General features: G+C 34.6%; 27 protein-coding genes. 1 reads left to right on the forward strand and 26 read right to left on the reverse strand.

Annotated elements, in window-relative coordinates; all coding sequences use genetic code 11:
* Position 1: 1 nt before the first annotated feature.
* From EB239_RS01855 to mscS, 8 genes are all read right to left on the reverse strand, one after another.
* Positions 2 to 910, reverse strand: coding sequence for a YybS family protein (locus EB239_RS01855; RefSeq protein ID WP_003871296.1), 909 nt, complete (start codon positions 908 to 910; stop codon positions 2 to 4).
* A gap of 8 nt (positions 911 to 918) precedes the next feature.
* Positions 919 to 1,227 carry a MazG-like family protein gene (locus tag EB239_RS01860; protein ID WP_003871297.1) on the reverse strand — a complete coding sequence of 103 codons (309 nt, stop codon included), beginning with the start codon at positions 1,225 to 1,227 and terminating at the stop codon, positions 919 to 921.
* A 119-nt stretch (positions 1,228 to 1,346) separates the two neighbouring features.
* Positions 1,347 to 2,759, reverse strand: a complete 1,413-nt coding sequence (gene ltrA / locus EB239_RS01865; RefSeq protein WP_129545079.1) for a group II intron reverse transcriptase/maturase — start codon at positions 2,757 to 2,759, stop codon at positions 1,347 to 1,349.
* 460 nt (positions 2,760 to 3,219) lie between these two features.
* A complete protein-coding gene (gene rpsR, locus EB239_RS01875; protein WP_003867432.1) occupies positions 3,220 to 3,486 on the reverse strand; it encodes a 30S ribosomal protein S18 in 267 nt (88 codons plus the stop codon).
* A 15-nt stretch (positions 3,487 to 3,501) separates the two neighbouring features.
* The gene (locus EB239_RS01880) at positions 3,502 to 3,954 is read right to left on the reverse strand and encodes a single-stranded DNA-binding protein (RefSeq protein WP_003871385.1); all 453 of its coding nucleotides are present in this window, start codon (positions 3,952 to 3,954) and stop codon (positions 3,502 to 3,504) included.
* 31 nt (positions 3,955 to 3,985) lie between these two features.
* Complete coding sequence (gene rpsF / locus EB239_RS01885) at positions 3,986 to 4,273, reverse strand: 30S ribosomal protein S6 (RefSeq protein ID WP_003871386.1); 288 nt, start codon at positions 4,271 to 4,273, stop codon at positions 3,986 to 3,988.
* Between the two features lie 67 nt (positions 4,274 to 4,340).
* On the reverse strand, positions 4,341 to 4,547 hold the full coding sequence (locus tag EB239_RS01890; RefSeq protein WP_003867429.1) for a DUF951 domain-containing protein: 207 nt from the start codon (positions 4,545 to 4,547) through the stop codon (positions 4,341 to 4,343).
* A gap of 79 nt (positions 4,548 to 4,626) precedes the next feature.
* Positions 4,627 to 5,481, reverse strand: coding sequence for a small-conductance mechanosensitive channel MscS (gene mscS, locus EB239_RS01895; RefSeq protein WP_003871387.1), 855 nt, complete (start codon positions 5,479 to 5,481; stop codon positions 4,627 to 4,629).
* 149 nt (positions 5,482 to 5,630) lie between these two features.
* Here mscS and yyaC point away from each other — a divergent pair, with 149 nt between their 5' ends.
* The gene (yyaC, locus tag EB239_RS01900; protein ID WP_003871388.1) at positions 5,631 to 6,191 is read left to right on the forward strand and encodes a spore protease YyaC; all 561 of its coding nucleotides are present in this window, start codon (positions 5,631 to 5,633) and stop codon (positions 6,189 to 6,191) included.
* A gap of 59 nt (positions 6,192 to 6,250) precedes the next feature.
* Here yyaC and ltrA (EB239_RS01905) read toward each other — a convergent pair whose 3' ends face one another.
* The 18 genes from ltrA (EB239_RS01905) to rpmH all read right to left on the reverse strand — a co-directional run bounded on the left by ltrA (EB239_RS01905) (position 6,251) and on the right by rpmH (position 24,095).
* Complete coding sequence (ltrA, locus tag EB239_RS01905; protein ID WP_129545080.1) at positions 6,251 to 7,663, reverse strand: group II intron reverse transcriptase/maturase; 1,413 nt, start codon at positions 7,661 to 7,663, stop codon at positions 6,251 to 6,253.
* A gap of 439 nt (positions 7,664 to 8,102) precedes the next feature.
* Positions 8,103 to 10,733 carry a cyanophycin synthetase gene (gene cphA / locus EB239_RS01915; protein WP_003870010.1) on the reverse strand — a complete coding sequence of 877 codons (2,631 nt, stop codon included), beginning with the start codon at positions 10,731 to 10,733 and terminating at the stop codon, positions 8,103 to 8,105.
* Positions 10,730 to 11,551 (reverse strand): cyanophycinase, encoded by an 822-nt coding sequence (locus EB239_RS01920; RefSeq protein WP_003870009.1) that lies wholly within the window; start codon positions 11,549 to 11,551, stop codon positions 10,730 to 10,732. Before EB239_RS01920 ends, cphA begins: the two co-directional genes overlap by 4 nt.
* An 83-nt stretch (positions 11,552 to 11,634) precedes the next feature.
* Positions 11,635 to 12,507: a diacylglycerol/lipid kinase family protein gene (locus EB239_RS01925; RefSeq protein WP_003870008.1), complete on the reverse strand. Its 873-nt coding sequence runs from the start codon at positions 12,505 to 12,507 to the stop codon at positions 11,635 to 11,637.
* Positions 12,508 to 12,526: 19 nt separating this feature from the next.
* The gene (locus EB239_RS01930; RefSeq protein WP_003870007.1) at positions 12,527 to 13,030 is read right to left on the reverse strand and encodes a DUF4446 family protein; all 504 of its coding nucleotides are present in this window, start codon (positions 13,028 to 13,030) and stop codon (positions 12,527 to 12,529) included.
* A 19-nt stretch (positions 13,031 to 13,049) separates the two neighbouring features.
* Positions 13,050 to 14,192 carry an aminotransferase class V-fold PLP-dependent enzyme gene (locus tag EB239_RS01935; RefSeq protein ID WP_003870006.1) on the reverse strand — a complete coding sequence of 381 codons (1,143 nt, stop codon included), beginning with the start codon at positions 14,190 to 14,192 and terminating at the stop codon, positions 13,050 to 13,052.
* Between the two features lie 252 nt (positions 14,193 to 14,444).
* Complete coding sequence (locus EB239_RS01940) at positions 14,445 to 15,305, reverse strand: ParB/RepB/Spo0J family partition protein (RefSeq protein WP_003870005.1); 861 nt, start codon at positions 15,303 to 15,305, stop codon at positions 14,445 to 14,447.
* Positions 15,306 to 15,329: 24 nt separating this feature from the next.
* On the reverse strand, positions 15,330 to 16,097 hold the full coding sequence (locus tag EB239_RS01945; protein WP_003870004.1) for a ParA family protein: 768 nt from the start codon (positions 16,095 to 16,097) through the stop codon (positions 15,330 to 15,332).
* A 121-nt stretch (positions 16,098 to 16,218) separates the two neighbouring features.
* Positions 16,219 to 17,025, reverse strand: coding sequence for a nucleoid occlusion protein (gene noc, locus EB239_RS01950; RefSeq protein ID WP_042835464.1), 807 nt, complete (start codon positions 17,023 to 17,025; stop codon positions 16,219 to 16,221).
* A gap of 101 nt (positions 17,026 to 17,126) precedes the next feature.
* On the reverse strand, positions 17,127 to 17,573 hold the full coding sequence (locus tag EB239_RS01955) for an NUDIX domain-containing protein (protein ID WP_003870002.1): 447 nt from the start codon (positions 17,571 to 17,573) through the stop codon (positions 17,127 to 17,129).
* Positions 17,574 to 18,016: 443 nt separating this feature from the next.
* Positions 18,017 to 18,739 carry a 16S rRNA (guanine(527)-N(7))-methyltransferase RsmG gene (rsmG, locus tag EB239_RS01960; RefSeq protein ID WP_003870001.1) on the reverse strand — a complete coding sequence of 241 codons (723 nt, stop codon included), beginning with the start codon at positions 18,737 to 18,739 and terminating at the stop codon, positions 18,017 to 18,019.
* Positions 18,720 to 20,621 carry a tRNA uridine-5-carboxymethylaminomethyl(34) synthesis enzyme MnmG gene (gene mnmG, locus EB239_RS01965; RefSeq protein ID WP_003870000.1) on the reverse strand — a complete coding sequence of 634 codons (1,902 nt, stop codon included), beginning with the start codon at positions 20,619 to 20,621 and terminating at the stop codon, positions 18,720 to 18,722. The genes rsmG and mnmG overlap by 20 nt, the downstream gene beginning before the upstream one ends.
* 9 nt (positions 20,622 to 20,630) lie before the next feature.
* Complete coding sequence (gene mnmE, locus EB239_RS01970) at positions 20,631 to 22,013, reverse strand: tRNA uridine-5-carboxymethylaminomethyl(34) synthesis GTPase MnmE (protein WP_208638271.1); 1,383 nt, start codon at positions 22,011 to 22,013, stop codon at positions 20,631 to 20,633.
* 94 nt (positions 22,014 to 22,107) lie between these two features.
* Complete coding sequence (gene jag / locus EB239_RS01975) at positions 22,108 to 22,728, reverse strand: RNA-binding cell elongation regulator Jag/EloR (protein ID WP_003869998.1); 621 nt, start codon at positions 22,726 to 22,728, stop codon at positions 22,108 to 22,110.
* A gap of 1 nt (position 22,729) precedes the next feature.
* Positions 22,730 to 23,350, reverse strand: coding sequence for a YidC/Oxa1 family membrane protein insertase (locus tag EB239_RS01980; RefSeq protein WP_003869997.1), 621 nt, complete (start codon positions 23,348 to 23,350; stop codon positions 22,730 to 22,732).
* A gap of 17 nt (positions 23,351 to 23,367) precedes the next feature.
* A complete protein-coding gene (gene yidD / locus EB239_RS01985; RefSeq protein ID WP_004399512.1) occupies positions 23,368 to 23,577 on the reverse strand; it encodes a membrane protein insertion efficiency factor YidD in 210 nt (69 codons plus the stop codon).
* On the reverse strand, positions 23,574 to 23,924 hold the full coding sequence (gene rnpA, locus EB239_RS01990) for a ribonuclease P protein component (RefSeq protein ID WP_003869996.1): 351 nt from the start codon (positions 23,922 to 23,924) through the stop codon (positions 23,574 to 23,576). The genes yidD and rnpA overlap by 4 nt, the downstream gene beginning before the upstream one ends.
* 36 nt (positions 23,925 to 23,960) lie before the next feature.
* A complete protein-coding gene (gene rpmH, locus EB239_RS01995) occupies positions 23,961 to 24,095 on the reverse strand; it encodes a 50S ribosomal protein L34 (RefSeq protein ID WP_003867410.1) in 135 nt (44 codons plus the stop codon).
* Between the last annotated feature and the right edge of the window lie 359 nt (positions 24,096 to 24,454).

The raw sequence follows: 24,454 nt of genomic DNA on the forward strand, positions 1-24,454 counted from the left end.
TCTAACTCATGTATTTCCTTAAATCCATACTGGTATCTGCAATACCTATTATGGTAAATAGCCAAGAGGTAAGAGGAAAAAGAAATAAAAATACAAGGATTAAGTTAGCAGCCAATGATTTCATATTCAGTTTATGAGTTAAATAATATTTTACTACCGCCAAGCCTCCTAAAGTAAAACCTAGAGAAAGCAATACTATTATATTGGTAGTTATTGCTTCAGGTTGCTTTAGAAAATATTGATATAACAACACTCCAATAAAAATCCATCCTGTGACATAAGGCATTTTCCATTCTTCAAAAGGAGGAAGTGCTTCTATATAGACCCTTTGAGTTTTTAAGATTTTGGATATAATTATATAATTAATTAAAATGACAGCTACGACCGCGATTATTATAGATGCAGGTAAAATCATTTTTAGCATTTCTTCAATTGTTAATAAATTGCTTTTTATAGCCGAAAAGTTTGGATGTCCCTGATAAATAGATAATACTTCTTTTGTGCTCATATCAATTGCCTTAAAAAACTGATCGAGTGCATTTATTTTGAAAGCCACTTTTATGAAATAAAATATTACAATCACACCAAATATTGACACAACAGAAGTATCTATAAGTGTCTCACTAGCTTTACGTTTTTTCGATATTAAATACCCCATAACAAATCCTTGTAAGGCAAAAAATAAACTTGTAAAAGCTGTACCTATATCTGTAAAAATTACATTTACAATAAATACAGCAAAAGATGATGCAATAGCATAAGATTCAGAACTTCTTATACAAGTTATAGCAATGGGAGCTGGTATCAAAAAAAATAGCACAAATAAGGGCGGAATATACACTCCTATTAATGTCATTACTACAGCCATTGCTGTCATCATTGCCGCATTGGTAAGTTTTCGTAAATCCATTAAATCAATCACTCCCGCTTTCTACCCTTTATGTATCTCTCTAATCCAGAAAAATTATATTCTCCTTCAAAGTCTTTATCAATAATTTGAAGTTTGAGTTTTTTTTGAAGCGCTTCATCTATTTCTTCAAAGTCATAGCCTAATTTCTCTCCTAATAAGTACGCAGAAATTAAAATATCACAAAGATTGTCTACTAACACTTCTCCACTTTCATCTTCATTAAAGGCTTTCAAAAGAGAATATACTTTTCCTAAAATTTTTATTTTTAAATTTTCAATACTCCTTATGTTTTTAGCAATCTCAAGATTATTTTTCATACTTTTATTCCACCTTTATTTTTGACAGCTTTTTTAAATAATCGAGTAGGAGCTGAATAATTATTTTATTCAGCGTCCTCTCACACCACCGTACGTACCGTTCGGTATACGGCGGTTCATTAGGAATTGTGTACAATTAGATATCTTTGGGATAAACTCTTATAACCTATGCTTTCAAAGTATTTATTTGTAAGAGTCTTATTTAGGATTGGGCTATTGGATATTCTTAAGTCACCTTTCCTTGTATTGGCGTATTCCCAGGCTTTTTGTTCTTCTACTCCTAGTTTTACTAAGTTATCATGCTTCGTTTTTATCTTCTTCCATTGTTTCCATATACATGCCCTTAGTCTTCGCCTTATCCATTCGTCAAGGGTTTTCATTATGCTTTTCGCGTCTGCTAATCCAAAATAGTTGACCCATCCTGTTGTTATTTGATTTAGTCTTTTTATTCTGTTTTCCATGCTTATTCCCTTGTTCCGATTGGTTATTTCTCTTACTTTTCCCTTAAACCTTTTGATGGATTTTTCATGGATTCTTATTCTTACTTCGTTTTCTTTTGTATAGAATGAAAATCCAAGAAATTTTCTTCTCCATGGTCTATCTACAGCACTTTTTGCTTCGTTGACTTTTAGTTTTAATTTGCTTTCTATGAATTTCTTTATGCTTCTCATTACTCTGTTTCCTGCAGACCTGCTTTTTACATATATGTTGCAGTCATCTGCATATCGGCAGAATTTATGCCCTCGTTTCTCAAGTTCTTTGTCTAGTTCGTCCAACATTATGTTTGCTAATAGGGGACTTAATGGCCCTCCTTGGGGTGTCCCTTCTTCTGTTGATACTTTGATTCCGTTTATCATTACTCCTGATTCTAGGTATCTTCGTATTAACTTTAGTACTCTTTTGTCCCCTATCCGCTTTTCTAGTTTGGACATTATTATGTCGTGGTTTACTCTGTCAAAGAATTTTTCTAAGTCCATATCTACAACCCATGTGTATCCTTCATTTATGTATGCTTCTGCGGCTTTTATTGCGTCTTTTGCACTGCGTCCTGGTCTGAATCCATAACTGCTATCAGAAAATGTATGGTTGTAGACTTTATTTAGTATTTGGGCTATTGCTTGTTGTATTAGTCTGTCTAGTACTGTAGGTATTCCTAGTAGTCTTACTCCTCCATCTGGTTTGGGAATTTCTACTCTTCGCACTGGTTGTGGTTTGTATTTCCCCTCCAGCAGTTGTTGTTTTATGGTTGCCCAGTTTTCTTTGAGATACGGTAGAAGTTCATCTACTCCCATCCCATCGACTCCATGGCTTCCTTTATTTGCAACAACGCGCTTGTATGCTGCTTCCATGTTCCCTCGTTCTACTATCATTTCAAGCATCTTGCCGGTATATCTTTGTACCTCGTTTCTTCCATCTTCCGACGCCGATGATATACTATGCACTTCCGTTGTCTTTTGAAATTCCATTTCTCTATTCAACGGATAGCCTCTTTGTTGAGTTGTCTGCAGTCTCTGCATATCTTTCGAGTCCATAAGATTTCCAAAACCTCCTAACGTTCGGTCCTTCCTTATCTATTCATGTCTAGATAAGTACTATGACCTCTGCTGACTTCTCAAGGTTCAGCCATACATCACTGCATGGGTTGTCACTTCAGATTTTACTTCCATGACTTATCCTTGAGACCTCCCCGGGTAAGAACGATAACTTTCATCTCATATATCTGCCAGATTTACTGTATGGGATTCGGGTAGTGTTGGACTTCGTTTTGTTACGCAAACTCATCCATCCCAATTCAGCCTCTTATCTGGTTCTTGTTCATCAGACCGAGATTTTGCCTTAAGCTTCCTTCAGATTCCACCTCACGATGGACACCCTTGCTCTTGGCTAGTGGTTCCCACTACCAAGCCCACAGCGGACTTTCACCGCCTAGTTATCGCCCATGCCGGGCGCACGTAAACTAAAAGAGGGCATCGCCCTCTTATTATTATATCATTATTCTACTGTATATGGTAGTAGTGCAATCTGTCTTGCTCTTTTAATAGCTTTTGTAAGCTGCCTTTGATGCCTTGCACAGTTTCCTGTAATTCTTCTCGGCAGAATTTTTCCTCTTTCTGTGATGTACTTGCGGAGCCTTGCTACATCTTTGTAATCAATCTTATCTATATTATCTGTGCAAAAAGCACAAACGCGCTTTTTTGCTTTTCTGCCTCTTTTTTTAGTAGCTGCGTTATCTTTCGCCGTCGTATTAGCTGTTGTCATCCTTCAACCTCCTTTTTAAAAAGGTAAATCATCTTCACTTTCTATAGGTGTAAAACCCTCAAACTCTTCCGGTATATCTTCAAATACGCTGTCATAGTCTTCATCGAAATCTTTATTTTCTTCAGCATTGCTACTGCTGCCAAAACCAGATTTCGGCTCTAAAAATCTCACGTCATCTGCTACAACTTCAGTAACCCAATGTCGATTGCCGCTACTATCATCCCATGTTCGGGTTTGAATGCTTCCAGTTACCGCTATTAATCTGCCTTTTTTTAAATTGTTACCGCAAATTTCTGCAAGTTTTCTCCAAGTTACGATGGGTATAAAATCTGTAGGCCTTTCCCCGCTTTGACTGACATAATTCCTGTTAACCGCTAATGTAAATGTAGTAACAGGAACCATGTTAGCACTATACCTCATCACAGGGTCTTTTGTAAGACGGCCTATTAAAATAACCTTATTTAACATTTTTAACCCACCTTTTTATATTAATAAACGATCATTCGTCAGTTCTTATTATTAAATATCTCAAAACGCCATCTGTGATCTTATAAACTCTCTCCAATTCCTGAGAAACCTTTGAGTTGCTGTTAAAGTTCATCAGTACATAATATCCCTCAGGCTTTTTGTCAATTGGATAGGCTAATTTTCTCTTACCCCATTCATCAAAATTGGTTATTTCTCCACCATTTTCAATGATGAGGTTTTTAAATCTTTCTATTAAGCCTTTTCTTTCCTCTTCACTTAAATCTGGAGAGAGAATGTACATTGTCTCGTATGACCTCATCTTTTCACCTCCTTTTGGACTAAACGGCCCCAAAAAGGGCAAGGCGGCAATCCATATCCATATTCTATCATTGTCCAGAGGGATTTTCAACTGTTTTTAAAATTTTTTTGATGCTCTTTTCAAATTTAGCTCGTGGCATCAAAACCATTCTTCCGCATTTTAGGCATTTTATGCGAATATCCATACCAACTCTTAAAATTTCCCATTCGTCAGAACCACAAGGATGCTTTTTTTTCATCTTTACAATATCTCCTACATGGAGTTCTTTTGGCAAAACAATCACCTCTAACTAATTTATGAACTTAATAAATCAACTGAAAAGGTGCTTTGATTTTCACACATTACTAACCAAGTTATGTGTCAATATTTGTTATTGTAACATCTGTATGCGGATACGGAAATGTAATCTTTTCTCTATCAAATACTTTTTTTATCCTGTATCTTATATCCCTTTCAACTTCCCATTGTTTCATAGGCTCTGTTTTCGCAATAATCGTTATTAAAACTTGCGAGTCCTGAAAATCCGTAATTCCCAAGACTGTAGGGCCCTCTATCACATCATTCCTGGATTTTTTTATATCTTCACAAATTTGTGTGAGCACATTTATTATTCTATCAATATCTTCCTCATAAGGAATACCTACATTTACAAGCGCTCTCATACTGCCTCGTGTATGGTTTGTTACAGTCTTTATTTCTCCATTTGGTATTATATGTAAATCGCCCGAAAAATCCCTTATTTTGCTTGTTCTAAGTCCTACTTCTTCAACAAGACCCGAAAAATTATTTATCGTTATATAATCCCCAACTCCAAACTGATCTTCAAATATTATGAAAAATCCCGAAATTACGTCTTTGACTAGATTTTGAGCACCAAAACCTATAGCCAAACTGCCAATTCCGGCAACTGCCAATATTGATGTCATTTCTATGTTGAAAATTTTTAGTATTGAAGCAGCTGCTATGAAGTAAATGACATATCTCAATATATTTTTGGTAAGAGACATTAAAGTGCCTATCTTTCTTTCAGGAAGCTGTATTTTTCCTTTTGTCTGTAATTTGTAAAACCTTGATATAAGTATGTCTCCTATTTTTATACCTATAAAAGCTATAACCAAAATTTTTATGATATCGAAAGTTACTTTTAATATTTTTATATCGTAAAGACTTGAAAATTTTTGGTATAGTTGAGCTATTGTCTCCATCATATCACCCGCTTCATTTCCTTTATATTTTATATATTACACAAGTAAGAAAGGTTTTTCAATAATTAAAACCGGAAATTACCTGTATTTAATTTTACATAGTTGACAAAAATATATTTGTAAGACTTATCAACTTAAGAAAGGAGAAACATATGGAGTTAATAAATATTGAAGACAAAAGTGCTGTAGGGCATTTTTATAAATTTTTCTCTAACTACCTGACAGAACTATATGATTATCGAAAAGAAATAGTTTTGCTGTGTATAGGGACTGATAGGTCCACAGGGGATAGCTTGGGACCTTTAATTGGTCATAAACTAAAGCCTCTTCTTAAAGGAAAAGCCCATGTCTTTGGTACTTTAGAAGAACCACTACATGCAAAAAACATACATCAGGTTTTAAAGTACATAAATTTAAATTATGGACGTCCTTTTATGATAGCGATAGACGCTTGTTTGGGTTCTTTAAACCACGTAGGTCATATCTCTGTTGGAAAAGGACCTATAAAGCCTGGAGCGGGGGTTTCTAAAGACCTGCCTCCTGTAGGAGATATGTTTGTTACAGGAATTGTCAATATCTCTGGTTTTATGGAATACATGGTGCTTCAAAATACAAGACTTAGAACTGTAATGAAAATGGCAGATATAATTTCTGTGGGAATATACAAGACAATAAATGAAATATATGAACAAAATCGAGTAGGAGCTGAATAATTATTTTATTCAGCGTCCTCTCACACCACCGTACGTACCGTTCGGTATACGGCGGTTCATTAGGAATTGTGTACAATTAGATATCTTTGGGATAAACTCTTATAACCTATGCTTTCAAAGTATTTATTTGTAAGAGTCTTATTTAGGATTGGGCTATTGGATATTCTCCAGTAGCCTTTCCTTGTATTGGCGTATTCCCAGGCTTTTTGTTCTTCTACTCCTAGTTTTACTAAGTTATCATGCTTCGTTTTTATCTTCTTCCATTGTTTCCATATACATGCCCTTAGTCTTCGCCTTATCCATTCGTCAAGGGTTTTCATTATGCTTTTCGCGTCTGCTAATCCAAAATAGTTGACCCATCCTGTTGTTATTTGATTTAGTCTTTTTATTCTGTTTTCCATGCTTATTCCCTTGTTCCGATTGGTTATTTCTCTTACTTTTTCCTTAAACCTTTTGATGGATTTTTCATGGATTCTTATTCTTACTTCGTTTTCTTTTGTATAGAATGAAAATCCAAGAAATTTTCTTCTCCATGGTCTATCTACAGCACTTTTTGCTTCGTTGACTTTTAGTTTTAATTTGCTTTCTATGAATTTCTTTATGCTTCTCATTACTCTGTTTCCTGCAGACCTGCTTTTTACATATATGTTGCAGTCATCTGCATATCGGCAGAATTTATGCCCTCGTTTCTCAAGTTCTTTGTCTAGTTCGTCCAACATTATGTTTGCTAATAGGGGACTTAATGGCCCTCCTTGGGGTGTCCCTTCTTCTGTTGATACTTTGATTCCGTTTATCATTACTCCTGATTCTAGGTATCTTCGTATTAACTTTAGTACTCTTTTGTCCCCTATCCGCTTTTCTAGTTTGGACATTATTATGTCGTGGTTTACTCTGTCAAAGAATTTTTCTAAGTCCATATCTACAACCCATGTGTATCCTTCATTTATGTATGCTTCTGCGGCTTTTATTGCGTCTTTTGCACTGCGTCCTGGTCTGAATCCATAACTGCTATCAGAAAATGTATGGTTGTAGACTTTATTTAGTATTTGGGCTATTGCTTGTTGTATTAGTCTGTCTAGTACTGTAGGTATTCCTAGTAGTCTTACTCCTCCATCTGGTTTGGGAATTTCTACTCTTCGCACTGGTTGTGGTTTGTATTTCCCCTCCAGCAGTTGTTGTTTTATGGTTGCCCAGTTTTCTTTGAGATACGGTAGAAGTTCATCTACTTCCATCCCATCGACTCCATGGCTTCCTTTATTTGCAACAACGCGCTTGTATGCTGCTTCCATGTTCCTTCGTTCTACTATCATTTCAAGCATCTTGCTGGTATATCTTTGTACTTCGTTTCTTCCATCTTCCGACGCCGATGATATACTATGCACTTCCGTTGTCTTTTGAAATTCCATTTCTCTATTCAACGGATAGCCTCTTTGTTGAGTTGTCTGCAGTCTCTGCATATCTTTCGAGTCCATAAGATTTCCAAAACCTCCTAACGTTCGGTCCTTCCTTATCTATTCATGTCTAGATAAGTACTATGACCTCTGCTGACTTCTCAAGGTTCAGCCATACATCACTGCATGGGTTGTCACTTCAGATTTTACTTCCATGACTTATCCTTGAGACCTCCCCGGGTAAGAACGATAACTTTCATCTCATATATCTGCCAGATTTACTGTATGGGATTCGGGTAGTGTTGGACTTCGTTTTGTTACGCAAACTCATCCACCCCAATTCAGCCTCTTATCTGGTTCTTGTTCATCAGACCGAGATTTTGCCTTAAGCTTCCTTCAGATTCCACCTCACGATGGACACCCTTGCTCTTGGCTAGTGGTTCCCACTACCAAGCCCACAGCGGACTTTCACCGCCTAGTTATCGCCCATGCCGGGCGCACATAAGATAAGGGCTTAAACTCAAGCCCTTTCTAATTTTATTTCAATATTTTTCAAATCTTTGTTTTTGATAAACTCCTCTATCACCTCTATAATTGGCTGATATTTTTCATAAAAGACTACTATTAAATCTCCTCCTTCAGCATTGTACATAGCCGCCCTTAATGCTTCTGTCTCTTTTAAAATAGTCTTTATTTTTTTCCTATCTATACCCCCTTTTATTGCACCTTGTTCTAATAATTTAGCTACTTCTCCCGGTTTTCTACCTCTTAAATCTAAATCTTCTTTTACATATATAAAGTCAAATCCTTGACCACAAATTTCTCCTACTTTTAATATGCTAGAATTTATTCTATCTCCTGGAACTCCTATCACACCGATGAGCCTGTTCGCATCAAGTTTTTGTGCTGCTTCTATTACACTTTTTATTCCAGCTATGTTGTGGCCATAATCTACTAATACACGGAAATTACCTACATTAAACAAGTTAAACCTCCCAGGATTGTGTGTAGTATCGCAGTAAAATGTCTTTATACCTTTTGCAATAATATTTACAGGCACTTTTACTCCATAAGAAGCAGCGATAGCTGCAAGAGCATTTTCCACGTTGTACAAAACTTTCCCTGACAAAGCTGCAGGAATCTCCTCTATCTTTACAACAGGAATTATTTGCCCATTCGCTATAACGATGACACCGTCTTTAACGTATACTGCTATTCCGCCTTTTTCTATATGTTTTTTTACAGTGAGGTTATTATCGTACATTGAAAAATATATTATTTTCCCTTTTGCCCTTTGGGCCAAATAAGTGGTCATCGGGTCATCAGCATTTAAAACACTATAACCGTCTTCTTTTACCGCTTCCACCACTAAAGCCTTAACAAAAGCCAAGTCTTCTAAAGTCTCTATCCCATCAATGCCAAGATGGTCTTCTGAAATATTGGTTATCACCCCTACATCTGCCAAATCGTAACCTAAACCTTCCCTTATAATACCTCCTCTTGCTGTTTCTAACACTGCAGCATCTATGTTTTTATCAGCAAGACAAGTTCTTGCACTTTTAGGACCAGTATTGTCACCTTTGTAGACACAGGTGTCATCGATATAAATGCCGTCAGTACAAGTCATTCCTACAGTATAGCCATAGGTTTTTAAAATATGAGCTGTCATCCTGGTGACTGTAGTTTTCCCGTTTGTACCCGTAATAGATATAATAGGTATGGTAGCTTTGCTTCCTTTAGGGAAAAGCATATCTACAATCGCTTTTGCTACATTTCTAGGTTTACCTTTGCTAGGATAATGGTGCATCCTTATGCCCGGAGATGCATTTATTTCAATTATTGCTCCATTTTCTTTAGTTAGAGGCTTTTTTATGTCCTCCATTGTAATGTCTATACCAGCTATATCAAGGCCAATGGCTTTTGCCGCTCTTACAGCAATTTCTATGTTATATGGGTGAATGTCATCTGTTTTGTCTATTGCAATTCCTCCTGTACTTAAGTTTGCGCTTTCCCTTAAAAACACTTTTTGCCCTTTTTTGGGGATATCTTCTAGATCAAATCCTTGTTTTTTAAGGATCATTTTAGAAATCGTATCTATTGTGAGTTTGGTAAGGGGTTTTTCATGGCCTTTTCCTCTTAAAGGATTTTTATTTTCCATTTCTACTAATTCTTCAATAGTATGAATTCCATCTCCTATCACATGGGCAGGAATTTTTTCAGCTACCGCTACTACTTTTTCACCTACAACTAATACTCTGTAATGTTTTCCCTTTATATGTTTTTCTACAATAACAAGGTCACTGTAAGCTTTGGCGTTTCTATAGGCTATACTTACTTCTTCTTTATTGGTTATGTTTAAATGAACTCCTTTGCCTTGATTTCCGTTGTAAGGTTTTATAGCGACAGGATATCCAATTTCTTCCGCAATAGCAATCGCTTCTTCTTCATTGTAAGCAACATCTCCTTCCGGCACAGGAAATCCATGGTCTCTTAAAATCTGCTTTGTCAAGATTTTATCTGATGCTATGTCTACAGCAATACAACTAGTATTTTGTGAAATTGTGCCTTCAATCATTTTTTGATATTTCCCATAACCTAGCCGCAAAATGCTTCCATTTCCCACCCTTGTAACTGGGATTCCCGCTTTTAAAGCTTCATTTTTTATAGCCATTGTGCTAGGCCCTAGTTCTATCTCAGCAATTATATTGCGTATTCTTTCTAGTCTTTCTTCTAAATCAAATTCTTCCCCCTGTATAAATTTATTTACCATTTCAACCGCTAATTTCCCCACTCTTATGCCACACTCTTCTAATCCATATTCATAAATTATATAATACAAATCCCCTTCTATATTTCTCGCTCTTCCAAATTTTACATCATACCCTAGCATATTTTGTAGTTCCAAAATTATATGCTCTGTCACATGGGGTAAATAGGTGCCTTCCTCTAATCTCTTTAGAAATCCCCCTTCATATCCGTAAGAACAACTATGTTTTGATAGGCTAGGAAGCCGTTTTATCAATCTCTCATTAAAGTTGGGTATATCTTTTGTAGGAATATCCAATCTCTCTATATCTACTACCATTTTTATTACAGGTCTATGGCTGTATATATTTCTCCCTCGATATACCCTTATATCTTTAATAATCATACTTTATCCTCCTTGAGCTTGACTTTGGGTATCCATTTTTCTAAATCATAACCATAACCGGATGGTAATATGTGAAGTATAACATTGGTGAGGGCTAAAATTTCATTAGGACTTGATTCAGAAACATTAGAGTGTTTTAGCTTTCTTCCCTCCACTACTGTCACAGCATTTGACCCTATTACCCTAAATTCATTTTCTTCTACAACTATGGCAGTATCTTCATCAATCCCTATTCCGAGATTGTTTGGGTTTTGAGCAATTGCTGCAAGAAGCCTTCCAATGCGCCCTCTTTGTGCAAAATGTTGGTCAATTATTACATCTTTTAATAAACCTAATCCAGGAGCCATTTTGATAGTGCATTTCCTGGGAGAATCTTCATCATTTCCCTCCACAATCATAGTTTGTGACATCACCGAAGCCCCTGCACTTGTACCTACAATCAAAGTTCCTTCTTTGTGCAATTGTTTTAACAATTTATCTATGCCACTTCCTCCTAAAATACTGGTTATCCTCAATTGGTCACCACCTGTAAAAAAAACGCAACTGCAATCTTCAAGTACATCCCTTGCATAGTTTATTTCTTTGTCTTCCCTTGAATTTATGTTTACAACTTTTACATCATTTGCCCCTAATTTTTTAAAAATAGAAATGTACATATTGCCCACTTCCACAGGTTTTTCTGTGGCTGTTGTCATTACAACTATTCTACTCTCTCTTCCCCCAGCTAAACCTACAACTTCTCTCAATATTTCACATTTGTCCTCTTTGTCTTCTGCTCCTCCTATGATAATCAACTTTCCTTTTACTTTCTCCGCCATTTATCCGCCTCCAAAAAATAATAAACTCTCAGGTTTCATAATTTATTATTCCTGAGAGTTTAACGCAATATACTCTATTAAATTTACAGAGTGCATAATTTTATTGCATCTTTTTCCACTTTTATTTCCAGGTTTTTGATATATAATATTTCACCATCGACAGTAACAGGTACTTCTCGATCTGCCTCTATTTCTACTTTTTTTGCTCTATAAACTTCTACAATTTTAAGTTTAGTATGGGTTCCAAAAAGAACTAAGGGCAATAAAACCAATAATTTAATCTTACTTATTTTGTCAACAATCATGACATCTAAATAGCCATCATTAGGATCAGCACCCGGCAAAAGCTTTAAGCCGCCTCCATAATAGCTTAAAACTCCCGCTGCAAAAATTGTTATTTCTCTATTTAACTCTTTATCATCCATCTTTATCTTTACAGAATAGGGCTTGTACTTAAAGAGGACATTTAAAAGGGCAGACAAATAAACCCATATTCCAGATAAAAACTTTTTAAACCGCACAGCCATTGCCGCTGTTTCAGAAGCGATGCCTGTGCTTGTAATATTTCCAAAAGTTAATATATCGTTTATCACAGCTCCGTCTATAATTTTAATATTACCCATTATAAGCACATCAATAGCCTTTTCTAACTTTTTAGGTATGTGGAAAAATCTTGCAAAGTCATTTCCTGTCCCTACAGGAATAATTCCCAGTACAGCCTGTGTACCTTTTATTCCATTTACTACTTCAAGTACAGTACCATCTCCTCCTACTGCCGCCACAACTTTAAATCCACTAAGAGCTGCTTTTCTTGCTAATATTTTCCCTTCCCCTGCATATTTTGTTATAAAAATTTTGTAATCGATTAATTTCTTTTTCATGATCCTTCTAATTTCTGGAATCTTCCGATAGGCCCTTCCTCCACCCGCCACTGGGTTCACAATAAACGCAATCAAAGTTATCACTCCCTGTTTTTTACAAAGCTTTTCTTTTGGCTCTTTCTATAGCTTGTACTTCTTCAGCAGAAAGAGGATATTTAGATTGCCCTCTTTCAATAGGTTTTGCAAAAGTAGCCGTCTCATTCCTTCCGTATATTCCAGACAAAACAATACCATCGTCATTGCTATCTAATAGGGCAATAGAAAAGCTTAAATCAGAGCCTACATCAGGAAAAGCATTATACCGCACCATTCCCACTTTTTTAATTGCTGTTTTTCCTTCTTTGTCTAAAGAATTTAAATCAATTTTTAACTTGTCTAATTTGTTTTTTATCTCTTCATTCTCTGTAAGGATTCTAGAAAAAATATCAAAGACATCTCCTTTTTCCAATGTTTTAATTACCTTATTATAAGTCCTGTTTAATCTTAAAAATTTCCCATTAATTATAAGTATGAAAATTAATTCTATAATTGATAAAACTGATAAAAACAAGATAATCAGCGTAGCATTTTGAGAAATAATGTCTAAAAAATTTTGCATAAGTTTCTCCTCCAATTCGTCAGAATGTTTTTCGCGAAATTATTTCAATAGCTTTTATAGCTTTTTCTACTTCTTCTTCAGTATTAAAATAGCCAATTCCAAATCTCAAAGTGCCAGTCTTTAGTGTGCCAATTGTTGAATGGGCTAATGGAGCACAGTGTATTCCCGCTCGAGTAGCTATATCAAAGTCTCTATCCAAAATATAACTTATTTCTCCTACATCTCTATCTTTTAATGTTATTGAAACTACTCCAACTCTTTCTTCTATTTCTTGTGGACCATATACTTTAACTTCTTTTATTTGCTCCAATCCTTCTATCAACATTTTAGTAAGCTTTCTTTCATGTTGATATATAGCATCTACACCTATGTTTTTTACAAATTTCACTCCTTCCTTTAGTCCTGCAATCCCTGGAGTATTAGGAGTACCACTTTCTAATTTGTCTGGCATCAAATCAGGTTGATACATTGACTCTGACTTACTTCCCGTTCCCCCTTCTTCAAGAGGCAATACATCTATACCTTCTCTTACATATAATCCTCCTGTACCTTGAGGACCGTACAATCCTTTGTGGCCAGGAAAAGCTAAAAGGTCGATGTTTTGTCTTTCTACATCTATAGGCAATACTCCCGCCGTCTGAGCTGCATCCACCAAGAAAATTAAATTCATTTCCCGGGCAATATTTCCTATTTCCTCAATAGGATTTATCGTACCTGTCACATTGGAAGCATGGGTTATTGCAATCATTTTTGTTTTTTTTGTAATTGCTTTCTTTATATCCTCAGGGTCAATCTTTCCTTCCTCATTTGCTTTCACAATTGTAACTTCTATTCCTTTTTCTTTCAATGCCATAAGGGGCCTTATCATAGAATTATGCTCCATACTAGAAGTTATTACATGATCTCCTTCTTTCAAAAGGCCCTTTAAAGCAATATTCAAAGCTTCTGTTGTATTAGATGTAAATACCACTCTCATAAGGTCTTTAATATTGAAAATGCTGCATATCTCTTGCCTGGCTTCAAAAATAACCCTTCCTGATTCAAGTGCCATTTTGTGTCCGCCTCTTCCAGGGTTTCCGCAGTTTCTTAAAACTTTCTCTACTTCCTTATACACTCCCTCGGGTTTAGGCCAAGAAGTAGCAGCATTATCAAAATAAATCATAATCCTATCTCCTTTAAATTAAATCTCCCGCTATTAATATATGCAAACCTCCTTTTAGAGTTCTTAACTATATTTTATATTTATTTTTTCTCATTAGCAACAAAAAACTAATTAAAGTGTGTGTCAAAAGTTAGGTGAATAATATGCTGACAATTGCACGTACCTAATTAAATCCCTCGTTTTGCTTTAAAAATGGTAAAATTGCTGCAAAATTGGATAAAATTAAAAGCCTCCATAAAAATAGGAGGCTTTTTAGCCCTTTCCATAAATGATTTCAATAATTCTTGTCAAATCTTCCTCACTGTAATATTCTATTTGTATAATTCCTCTATCTTTACTTCTTTGAGATATTTTTACTTTTGTTCCTAAAAAACTGCATAAATTATCTTCTATTTCCTTAACATGCACATCTATCTTGTCCAACTTTAGCTTTTTCGTGATTTTTTCATTTTTACGCAATAGATTCTTTACTAAATTTTCTGTTTCTCTTACATTTAAATTTTCTTCAACAACTTTTTTTGCTGCTTCATACTGTAAACTTTTATTTGGTAAAGAAAGTATAACCTTTGCATGGCCTATTGTTATATCACCTTTCACTAACATTTCTTGCACTCTATCGTCGAGATTGAGAAGTCTTATGCTATTTGCAATTACCGAACGGCTCTTGCCAATTTTTTTAGATATCTCTTCTTGTGTAAGATTAAATTGTTCTATCAATGCTTTATATGCTTTAGCTTCCTCGATGGGATTTAAATCTTCCCTTTGCAAATTCTCAATCAAGGCTATTTCCATAATCTGTAAATCATCAAAATCCTTCACAATTGCTGGTATTTCCGAAAGTCCCGCAATTTTAGCAGCTCTCCAACGTCTTTCCCCTGCTACTATTTGATATCCAGAATCTACCTTTCTTACTATAATTGGCTGAATAACTCCATGTTGTTTAATAGATTCTGCTAATTCTTTTAAACTTTCTTCATCAAATTGTTTTCTCGGTTGGTATTGATTGGGATGAATATAGGCTATATTTATCGTTTCTACCCCTTGCAGTTCTTCTGTTTGATATTCCGGTATAAGAGCCTGTAATCCTCTACCTAGCCCCTTTTTACCAGCCATTTCATCACCACCTTTGTAAATTTTTCATATCCCTGCCCTTTCTATCACTTCTAATGCCAATTCATCATAAGCCTCTGCTCCTTTAGAATTAGGGTCATATATAGAAATTGGTTTTCCGAAACTTGGTGCTTCTCCTAAGCGAATATTTCGTGGAATAATCGTTCTATAAACTTTGTCTTTAAAAAATTTTTTCACCTCATCTACCACTTGTATAGATAAGTTTGTCCGAGCGTTAAACATAGTAAGAACTACACCTTCTATTTCCAATTCAGGATTCAAGCTCTTTTTTACGAGATTGATTGTGTTCATAAGCTGAGTAAGTCCTTCTAAAGCATAGTATTCGCACTGAATTGGAACAATTACTGAATCAGCAGCAGTAAGAGCGTTTATAGTCAAAAGTCCAAGAGATGGAGGGCAATCTATTAATATATAGTCAAATCCATCTTTAATTTGATTTACAGCATTTTTTAATTTATATTCTCGCGAAAGCATAGGAACTAATTCGATTTCTGCTCCTGCCAATTGAATACTGGAGGGAACTATTGAAACCTTTAAATCATTCAAATATATTATTGCATTTCTTATGTCTTCCTCTTCAATCAATACCGTATATGTAGTGTGTTTTAAAGAAGCCGGGTTTATCCCAAAGCCACTCGTCATATTACTTTGAGGATCTATATCTATACATAAAACTTTTTTCCCTTGCACTGCTAAAGAATATCCTAAGTTTATAGTTGTAGTAGTTTTACCTACACCACCTTTTTGATTTGCAATAGCAATAACCTTGCCCATTTTTTCACCCCCTTTTGCGTACAAATACCTCTTTAAGGATGCTAAACTTATATGTCTATTATATCATTGTTTATACCAATGTTCCACATGGAACATTATCAAGGGGGGGTGAAAAAGTTTTTTACTTTTTAGAAATTTTGATTACAAACTCTACATATTCTTCCATATCATTTTCAATATATTCTGCCGGCACACCAGATTTTTTCATTAAATCTACAGCTTGTTTCACTGTATTTACAAAAATTCTTATGTCTTTATAAAATTTCATCATCTTTTTGTTTGCCTTTTTTGTTTCTTCCTGTTGTTTAGTAATTTTATCTATCATATCTTGTATAAGTTTTTCCGTTTGGCTTACATTTAACTTTTTCTTTACAATTACTTCTAAAGCTTTTTTTTGCAATTCTTCATCAGGAAGCCTTAAAAGGGCTCTGGCATGTCTTTCTGTTAAATCATTTTCTAATAACTTTTCTTTTATTTCTTTACTTAACTTTAAAATTCTCAGCTTATTGGCAATAGTCGATTGACTTTTGCCCAACATTTTTGCTAACTGTTCCTGCGTCAAATGGTGATCGTTTATCAAATTGTAATATCCTTCAGCTTCCTCGATAAAATTCAGGTCTTCTCTTTGTAAGTTTTCAATTAAAGCTAAAACAGCTGCATCTTCATCTTGAGCATTTACAATTATTGCCGGTATTTCAGTAAGTCCTGCTAACTTTGAGGCTTTTAACCGCCTTTCCCCCGCTACTAATTCATAGGAATTGTTACCTACCATTCTCACAGTAATAGGTTGCAGCACTCCATAAACTTTGATTGATTCGGATAATTCTTGTAAATTTTTTATATCAAAAGTCTTCCTGGGCTGATAAGGACTAGGTCTTATAGAGTCAATCGGCAAATAAGAGATTTCCTGCATTTTGCTCGACAACACCTTTACACACCCCACTTTTTTAAAACAATAATAGATTTTCTAACATATATATTCGACAAATAATGTAAAATTCCTCCTTAAATTCAAATATATTGTTTAAATTATAAAAAAGTCTCAGGAATAGGAATAAGACAATTGAAAAAATCTTTTTGTTGTATGAGTTCCGCCAATTTTTGAGGGTAAACTTGATAGTTTTTCAAATCCTTAAGATCAACCCATTTTACTTCTTTTAAAACCTGTTTCTCTTTAGGTAATTCAGGGTCACTTCCTAAGGTCAATTTTCCCCCAATAATAGAGGAATAAAAATATGTTACATAGTAAATATCATATTCTTGAATATAACACACTCCGTTCAACTTAATGTCATAGCCTGTTTCTTCTTTACATTCTCTTATAGCGGCAACTGCTACTGATTCATTTTCTTCTACCCTACCTCCTGGAAAAACCCATGCTACTTCCTCCCCCTCTTGATGTTTTACTAAAAGAACTTTTCCTTTTTCAACAATGACAACTCTCGCAACTAAAAAGCTCGCTCTAAATTTTAACATTTTTTCTTCCCTCATTCCAAGATTGATATACTAAAATTATACCATAAAAATTTTTTATAAAAATAAAAAAGAACAGTCTAACCTGTTCTCAGTTTGTTGACAAAGTTCTATTTTTGTTGGCATTTTGCATCGTTTGCTCCGGTAACATCACAGACTAAACTAGCGCTCGGCCTCGGACTCAGGCGGGGCTTCTGCGTCAGCGGCATCCTTTCCTCAGGTGCCCGCCTCCGCCCTCACAAGGCTGCGGCTCCGCCGACCTCTCTCTGTCTCGCTAAGTTTCCCGGCACTCAACTGAACACGCTAGTCCTCTCTCTTATTACTTTTTTCTAACATGTTTAAGTTGAATGCCGGGCTGTTAAGTCACTCACTTATGCAAAATGCCAACATATCATAAAGACATTACACTTTTATGCGTAAAGTGCATTGATGACAAACTTCTAACTTCACAAAGGAGACCTTTTTATAGCATTGGCCTTTCTGGGATATTTCAGAGGACAGTTATCTCCTTTTCTTATAATTATCAAATGATGAAGTATATCACTAAAAGGAAGTCTGATTTGCTTTACCTCCTCAATTTCACCTTTTAACTCCTTTAAAGCTTTTTGACTGCTTTTTATTTCTTCCTCAACTTCTCTTCCTTTTAAAGCAATAAAATACCCACCTACTTGTACAAAAGGAAGAGTATATTCCAATAAAACATTTAAAGGTGCAACAGCTCTTGCCACAGATAAATCAAATTGTTCTCTATATTTTATGTCTTTTCCTATATCTTCTGCTCTTCCATGAATTAATTCTATTTCATTTATACCCAATTTATTTATAACCTCTTCTAAAAAAGTAATTCTTTTTTTAGAAGCGTCTAAAAGAGTAGCTTTTAATTTAGGAAACACAATTTTTAAAGGAATAGAAGGAAAACCAGCCCCTGTACCAACGTCTATAATTTTTTCGTCCCCTTTTATTTTCCCACTCTTAACCACAGATAAGCTATCTAATAAATGCTTAATCACAACTTCACTTTCTTCTGTAATTGCCGTTAAATTCATCTTCTGATTCCATTCCAATAAAAGAGCATAATATTTTTGGAAATGTTCCACATGGAACATTTCCAAAAATATACCCCACTCTTTAGCGCCCTCAATTAGCATATCAACCGATTTGTTCTTCATCGTCTTTATTTCTCCTTAACTGCTGCATGTAAATTAAAAGCACAGAAATATCAGCAGGTGAAACTCCCGAAATACGAGAAGCCTGTCCAATTGAAGTAGGCCTTATTTTTGTCAATTTTTCTTTTGCTTCATTACTCAAACCATGAATTTGATAATAATCAATATCTTCTGGAATTTTTTTGTTTTCCAATGCTTTAAAGTGTTCAACTTGTCTCAGTTGTTTTATTATATATCCTTCATATTTAATATTTATGTCTATTTGCTCAGCCACACTATCTAAAATATCATGCGGTCTATCTTTATCCAAAAATTTAGTAGACTTATAATCAATTTCAGGTCGCTTTAACAAAGTATAAAGGTCAATTCCTGTAACTAAAGGAGTACTTCCTTTAGATATGAGAAAATTGTTGACTTCCTCAGAAGGTCTTACCATGACGCCAGGAAGTCTTTGCATCTCTTTTTCTAACTGAATCTTCTTCTTTAAAAATTTTTGATATCTTTCTTCTGTTACAAGACCAATTTTATACCCTAGCTCTGTCAATCTAAAATCTGCGTTATCTTGTCTTAATAGAAGTCTATATTCCGCTCTCGAAGTAAGCATCCTATAAGGCTCATTTGTACCTTTTGTCACTAAATCATCAATTAGCACTCCTATATAAGCTTGAGACCTATCCAAAATTACAGGAGGTTCGTTTAAAAGCTTCATAGCAGCATTTATTCCCGCCATCAAACCTTGAGCAGCCGCTTCTTCATATCCAGATGTGCCATTGACTTGTCCTGCAAAGTACAACCCTTCAATTTTTTTAGATTCTAAAGTAGCTTTTAATTGTGTTGGGTCTATACAGTCATATTCAATAGCGTAAGCTGGCCTCATCACTCTTACATTTTCAAGACCGGGAACAGTCCTCAAAAATTCCAGTTGTACATCTTCAGGTAAACTAGAAGACATGCCTTGTACATACATCTCATAAGTATTTAATCCTTCTGGTTCAATAAAAATTTGATGCCTTTCTTTGTGGGGAAATTTTACAACTTTATCTTCAATAGAGGGACAGTATCTTACTCCTACCCCTGTTATTTCACCACTAAAAAGAGGAGAACGGTCAATATTTGCCATTATTATTTCATGAGTTCTTTTATTCGTATAAGTGAGCCAACAGGGTAACTGTTCTATTTCGATTTTATCATGCATATAGGAAAAAGGAGTAATAACTTCATCCCCCGGCTGTATTTCCATTTTGGAAAAATCAATGCTTCTTTTATCAACTCTCGCAGGAGTACCTGTTTTAAATCTCATCAATTTAAAACCTAATCTTTTCAAAGTCTCAGAAAGCTCATTAGCTGGAAAAAGCCCGCTAGGTCCACTGTTAAAACTTACATCACCAATTATAACCCTTCCTTTTAAGAAGGTCCCTGTAGTAATAATGCAAGCCTTACATTTATATATCGCACCTAATTTTGTCACAACCCCCGTGACTTTGTTGTCTTCTACCAAAATGTCTACAATTTCCGCCTGTTTTATATCAAGGTTTTCTTGTCTTTCTAAAGTGTACTTCATGTTCATCTGGTAAAGTTTTTTGTCAACTTGTGCTCTCAAAGACCTTACAGCAGGGCCTTTACTGGTATTTAAAGTGCGAATTTGTAGTAGCGATTTGTCAGTATTTATAGCCATTTCCCCACCTAAAGCGTCAATCTCTCTCACCAACTGAGCCTTGGCAGGGCCACCAATAGAAGGATTGCAAGCCATCAAAGCAATAGAATCTAAGTTTACAGCAAAACCTACTGTTTTAAGTCCCAACCTTGCACAAGCGAGAGCAGCCTCACTGCCCGCATGTCCCAACCCAACAACTACCACATCATATTCTCCAGCAATAAATCTCATACTTTTCACCTACTTTCCAACACAAAATCTTTCAAAAATTTGATTTATTAAATCTTCAGTTGCTGTTTCACCAGTAATTTTCCCTATTTGCTCAAGAGCTGCATTTAAATCAATTGTAATTAAATCCTCACTATACTCCCTCTCAATGGCTTCTACAACACTTTCCATATATTTTTTTGCATTGATAAGGGCTTCCTTGTGCCTTGAATTTGTAATTATTTCGTCTTCCTTAACATTTATATTTCCCTTAAAAACCAAATTGTATATTGTGTCTTCCAATTCTTGTAGCCCAATTTTTTCAACAGTAGAAACCTCTATTATTATACCATCTTTGGTAAGATTTTTTAATTCTTTTTCATCAATTTTTTTAGGTAAATCGATTTTATTCAACACAAATACAATATTTTTACCTACCAAAATGTCGAAAATTTCGTAGTCTTCTTTAGTTAACTCTCTTGAGGCATCCAGCACAAACAATATTAAATCTGCTTCCGCCAGAACTTCTTTGCTTTTAGCAACTCCTATTTTTTCCACCAATTCGTCTGTATCTCTAATTCCTGCCGTATCAATAAGTTTTATTGGAATACCTTTTACATTAACATATTCTTCAATAATATCCCTGGTAGTTCCTGGTATGTCTGTGACAATAGCTCTATTTTCTTTCAATAAGGCGTTTAAAAGAGAGGATTTACCAACATTTGGTTTACCAATTATAGCAGTTTTAAGTCCTTCTCTTATAATCATTCCACTTTCAGAAGATGCAATAAGTTTATCGATATCTTCCACTATTTCCTTGGCAGTTTCTAACATTTCTTTTCTCTCAAGTTCCTCCACATCATCTTCAGGAAAATCTATTAAAGCTAAAAGATGGACTAATAGACCCATGATTTTGTCTTTTAATTCTTTCATCTTTTGCCCTATATGACCTGATAACTGCTTTTGAGCGTATTTATTAGCAAGCATAGTCTTAGCGGTAATTATATCTATAACTGCTTCGGCTTGAGATAAATCAATTCGCCCATTTAAAAAAGCTCTTTTTGTAAATTCCCCTGGTTCAGCTAAACGAGCACCTTGTTTTAATACTAATTCCAAAATTTTAGAAGTAACTACTATACCTCCATGACAATTTATTTCAACTATATCTTCTCTGGTATAGGTATTAGGTTTTTTCATAATAGATACTAAAACCTCGTCATATACTTCTTCTGTTTCTGGGTCTACTATGTGTCCATAGTGCAAAGTATGACTTTTCACCTTTTTTATATTTTTAGGCTTATAGGGTTTAAAAATTTTTGAAATTATCTCTAAAGCATCATCTCCACTTATTCTAACTATTCCAATTCCTGCTTCTCCCGGAAAAGTGGAAATAGCTGCAATTGTATCAAAAACCATTTTCATCACCAACCAAAAAATTGTCTTATAAAATAATATACCAATGTTTTTGGCTTTTCAATCACAAATATAAAAAAACCCCCTTGACAGGGTATTATTTTAAAGCTATTATGACTCTTCTGTTAGGCTCCTCTCCTTCACTATAAGTCTCTACATATGGATGGTCCTGCAAAGCCATGTGAATTATTCGCCTTTCATTAGGACTCATCGGCTCTAACTCAACGCTTTCTTTTGTCTCCATTACTTGTTTGGCTAATTTTTTTGCAAGCCTAATTAGAGTCTCTTCCCTTCTTTTTCTATAATTTTCTGCATCTAATATAATCCTTCTATATCTATCATATTCTCTATACTTGCTAGCAACGACATTTACAAGATATTGCAATGAATCTAATGTCTCTCCCCTATGACCTATCAGCAACCCTACATTTTTTCCATATAAATTAAACTTTATAGTATCCTCATCTTCTTCTATATCAAATTTAACATCTAATTTCATCGCTTCAATTACTTGCTGTAAAAAATTTCTAGCACTCTCCTTTACTACATCTTTTAAAATCACTTTAACTATTGCCTGCTTGCTTATAAGACCTAGAAAACCTTTACCCCCTTCATCCAACACTTCTACTTCTACCATTTCCCTCGGTACGCCAAATTCTTGCAACGCAAGATTTACAGCTTCTTCCACCGTCTTACCTGTCCTTATAAGCTCTTTCAACTTATGATTCCCCCTTAGCAGTATTGGTCTCTCTCATAAAAATATACTGCTGCACTATCTGGAATATATTGCTTGTAACCCAATATATTCCTACCCCTGCCGGCAAAGAAACAGTTACCCATCCCATAAAAATTGACATCATTATATTCATAGAATTTTGACTCTTGTCTGTTGCTACCATTGCAGAAGATATATAAGTAGTCACAGTAGCTAAAATAGGAATTATATAATAAGGGTCCTTTTGTGCAAGGCTATGCATCCATAAAAAAGAAGCAGTTGAAAAAGCTGGATAGGTTCTAAGCATCGTAAAAAGCGGCCACAATATTATCAAAGGCAAAAGCATAGGTAAACATCCACCGAAAGGATTTACTTTTTTCTCTTGATACAATTTCATTGTTTCCATGTTTAATTTTTGAGGGTCTTTAGCATACTTCTTTTGAAGTTCTTCTACAAGAGGCTGTATTTCTTTCATCTTTTTCATTGTGCTCATTTGCTGTATATAAAAAGGCAAAAGAAGTATCCTTATTAAAATAGTAAAAATAATTATAGCGATACCATAATTTCCCACATAATGATGTATAAATTCTAACAATTGTCCTAAATACATAGCAATTGTTGCCATAATATACCTCCAAAAATTTATTTTACAGGGTCATATCCCCCGGGATTAAAGGGATTGCACCTTAAAATCCGCCAAATTGACATAATTCCGCCCTTTAAAAGTCCATGCTTTGATATTGCTTCTATAGAATATTGAGAACAAGTTGGGTAAAATCTACAGGTCCTTGGCTTCATAGGCGAAATATATCTTTGATACAACTTAATTAAAAAAATAACAACATTTTTCATCTTTCATTCCCCGCATAAAGAGGTGTTTTCATAATCAATTTTCTCATGGAATTTTTTAAAGTGTGAAAATCAGCCTCTACAATTTTCCCCCTTGCGACAAAAATTATATCAAAACCTGTTTTTATCTCAATATCTAAAAGTCTAAAACTTTCATGTAAAAGCCTTCTAACTCTATTTCTTACCACACTTTTACCTATTTTTTTACTCACTGAATAGCCAACTCTATTAAAACCTAAATTATTTTCCATATAATACATTACAACAAACTGATTAGCAACAGATTTTCCATTTGAATAAACCTTTTTAAATTCATAACTTTTTTTAATTTTTATAATCTTGTTACTCATTTATACCTCCGGATTGTAAAAAAGGCCCTAAAGGCCTCACGCTGTCAATCTATGTCTACCTTTTTGTCTTCTTCTTTTTAAAACATTGCGACCACTTTTGGTAGACATCCTCTTTCTAAAACCGTGCACTTTTTTTCTATGTCTTTTTTTGGGTTGATAAGTGCGAAGCATTGCCACACCTCCTAAAACCTAAAAAATGCTATAAAAATTATAACGTTAATTAAGGAGGATGTCAACAAGACTTTTTAAAATAAGAAAATTATCAACAACTTAAGAATTATCTACACACAGCTGTAGACAAAATTATTTTTCTTATTGATAATCTGTTGATAATTTGCTATTATAAAATTAAACTGTTGATAACTTAAATAAATTGTAGCCACAAAAATAACAACTTATTCACAGGTTGTTGATAAATTTGTGAATAAGTTGTTATTTAAATGTTAGTTTTCTTATTCATTATATTTATAATCAATGTATTTTAATTTTTTTATCAGTTTTTTTATCAAAATATCTTTTATCAACAATAT

Origin of the sequence: Thermoanaerobacter ethanolicus JW 200 (assembly GCF_003722315.1) — a bacterium.
Lineage (GTDB): Bacteria > Bacillota > Thermoanaerobacteria > Thermoanaerobacterales > Thermoanaerobacteraceae > Thermoanaerobacter > Thermoanaerobacter ethanolicus.

Bases quoted from the DNA above. Each gene is read 5' to 3' on its own strand.
- EB239_RS01855 (WP_003871296.1), bottom strand. From the start codon at position 910: ATGGATTTACGAAAACTTACCAATGCGGCAATGATGACAGCAATGGCT.
- EB239_RS01860 (WP_003871297.1), bottom strand. From the start codon at position 1,227: ATGAAAAATAATCTTGAGATTGCTAAAAACATAAGGAGTATTGAAAAT.
- ltrA (WP_129545079.1), bottom strand. From the start codon at position 2,759: ATGGACTCGAAAGATATGCAGAGACTGCAGACAACTCAACAAAGAGGC.
- rpsR (WP_003867432.1), bottom strand. From the start codon at position 3,486: ATGACAACAGCTAATACGACGGCGAAAGATAACGCAGCTACTAAAAAA.
- EB239_RS01880 (WP_003871385.1), bottom strand. From the start codon at position 3,954: ATGTTAAATAAGGTTATTTTAATAGGCCGTCTTACAAAAGACCCTGTG.
- rpsF (WP_003871386.1), bottom strand. From the start codon at position 4,273: ATGAGGTCATACGAGACAATGTACATTCTCTCTCCAGATTTAAGTGAA.
- mscS (WP_003871387.1), bottom strand. From the start codon at position 5,481: ATGATGGAGACAATAGCTCAACTATACCAAAAATTTTCAAGTCTTTAC.
- yyaC (WP_003871388.1), top strand. From the start codon at position 5,631: ATGGAGTTAATAAATATTGAAGACAAAAGTGCTGTAGGGCATTTTTAT.
- ltrA (WP_129545080.1), bottom strand. From the start codon at position 7,663: ATGGACTCGAAAGATATGCAGAGACTGCAGACAACTCAACAAAGAGGC.
- cphA (WP_003870010.1), bottom strand. From the start codon at position 10,733: ATGATTATTAAAGATATAAGGGTATATCGAGGGAGAAATATATACAGC.
- EB239_RS01920 (WP_003870009.1), bottom strand. From the start codon at position 11,551: ATGGCGGAGAAAGTAAAAGGAAAGTTGATTATCATAGGAGGAGCAGAA.
- EB239_RS01930 (WP_003870007.1), bottom strand. From the start codon at position 13,030: ATGCAAAATTTTTTAGACATTATTTCTCAAAATGCTACGCTGATTATC.
- EB239_RS01935 (WP_003870006.1), bottom strand. From the start codon at position 14,192: ATGATTTATTTTGATAATGCTGCTACTTCTTGGCCTAAACCCGAGGGA.
- EB239_RS01940 (WP_003870005.1), bottom strand. From the start codon at position 15,305: ATGGCTGGTAAAAAGGGGCTAGGTAGAGGATTACAGGCTCTTATACCG.
- EB239_RS01945 (WP_003870004.1), bottom strand. From the start codon at position 16,097: ATGGGCAAGGTTATTGCTATTGCAAATCAAAAAGGTGGTGTAGGTAAA.
- EB239_RS01955 (WP_003870002.1), bottom strand. From the start codon at position 17,573: ATGTTAAAATTTAGAGCGAGCTTTTTAGTTGCGAGAGTTGTCATTGTT.
- rsmG (WP_003870001.1), bottom strand. From the start codon at position 18,739: ATGAAGAACAAATCGGTTGATATGCTAATTGAGGGCGCTAAAGAGTGG.
- mnmG (WP_003870000.1), bottom strand. From the start codon at position 20,621: ATGAGATTTATTGCTGGAGAATATGATGTGGTAGTTGTTGGGTTGGGA.
- mnmE (WP_208638271.1), bottom strand. From the start codon at position 22,013: ATGGTTTTTGATACAATTGCAGCTATTTCCACTTTTCCGGGAGAAGCA.
- EB239_RS01980 (WP_003869997.1), bottom strand. From the start codon at position 23,350: ATGGCAACAATTGCTATGTATTTAGGACAATTGTTAGAATTTATACAT.
- yidD (WP_004399512.1), bottom strand. From the start codon at position 23,577: ATGAAAAATGTTGTTATTTTTTTAATTAAGTTGTATCAAAGATATATT.
- rnpA (WP_003869996.1), bottom strand. From the start codon at position 23,924: ATGAGTAACAAGATTATAAAAATTAAAAAAAGTTATGAATTTAAAAAG.
- rpmH (WP_003867410.1), bottom strand. From the start codon at position 24,095: ATGCTTCGCACTTATCAACCCAAAAAAAGACATAGAAAAAAAGTGCAC.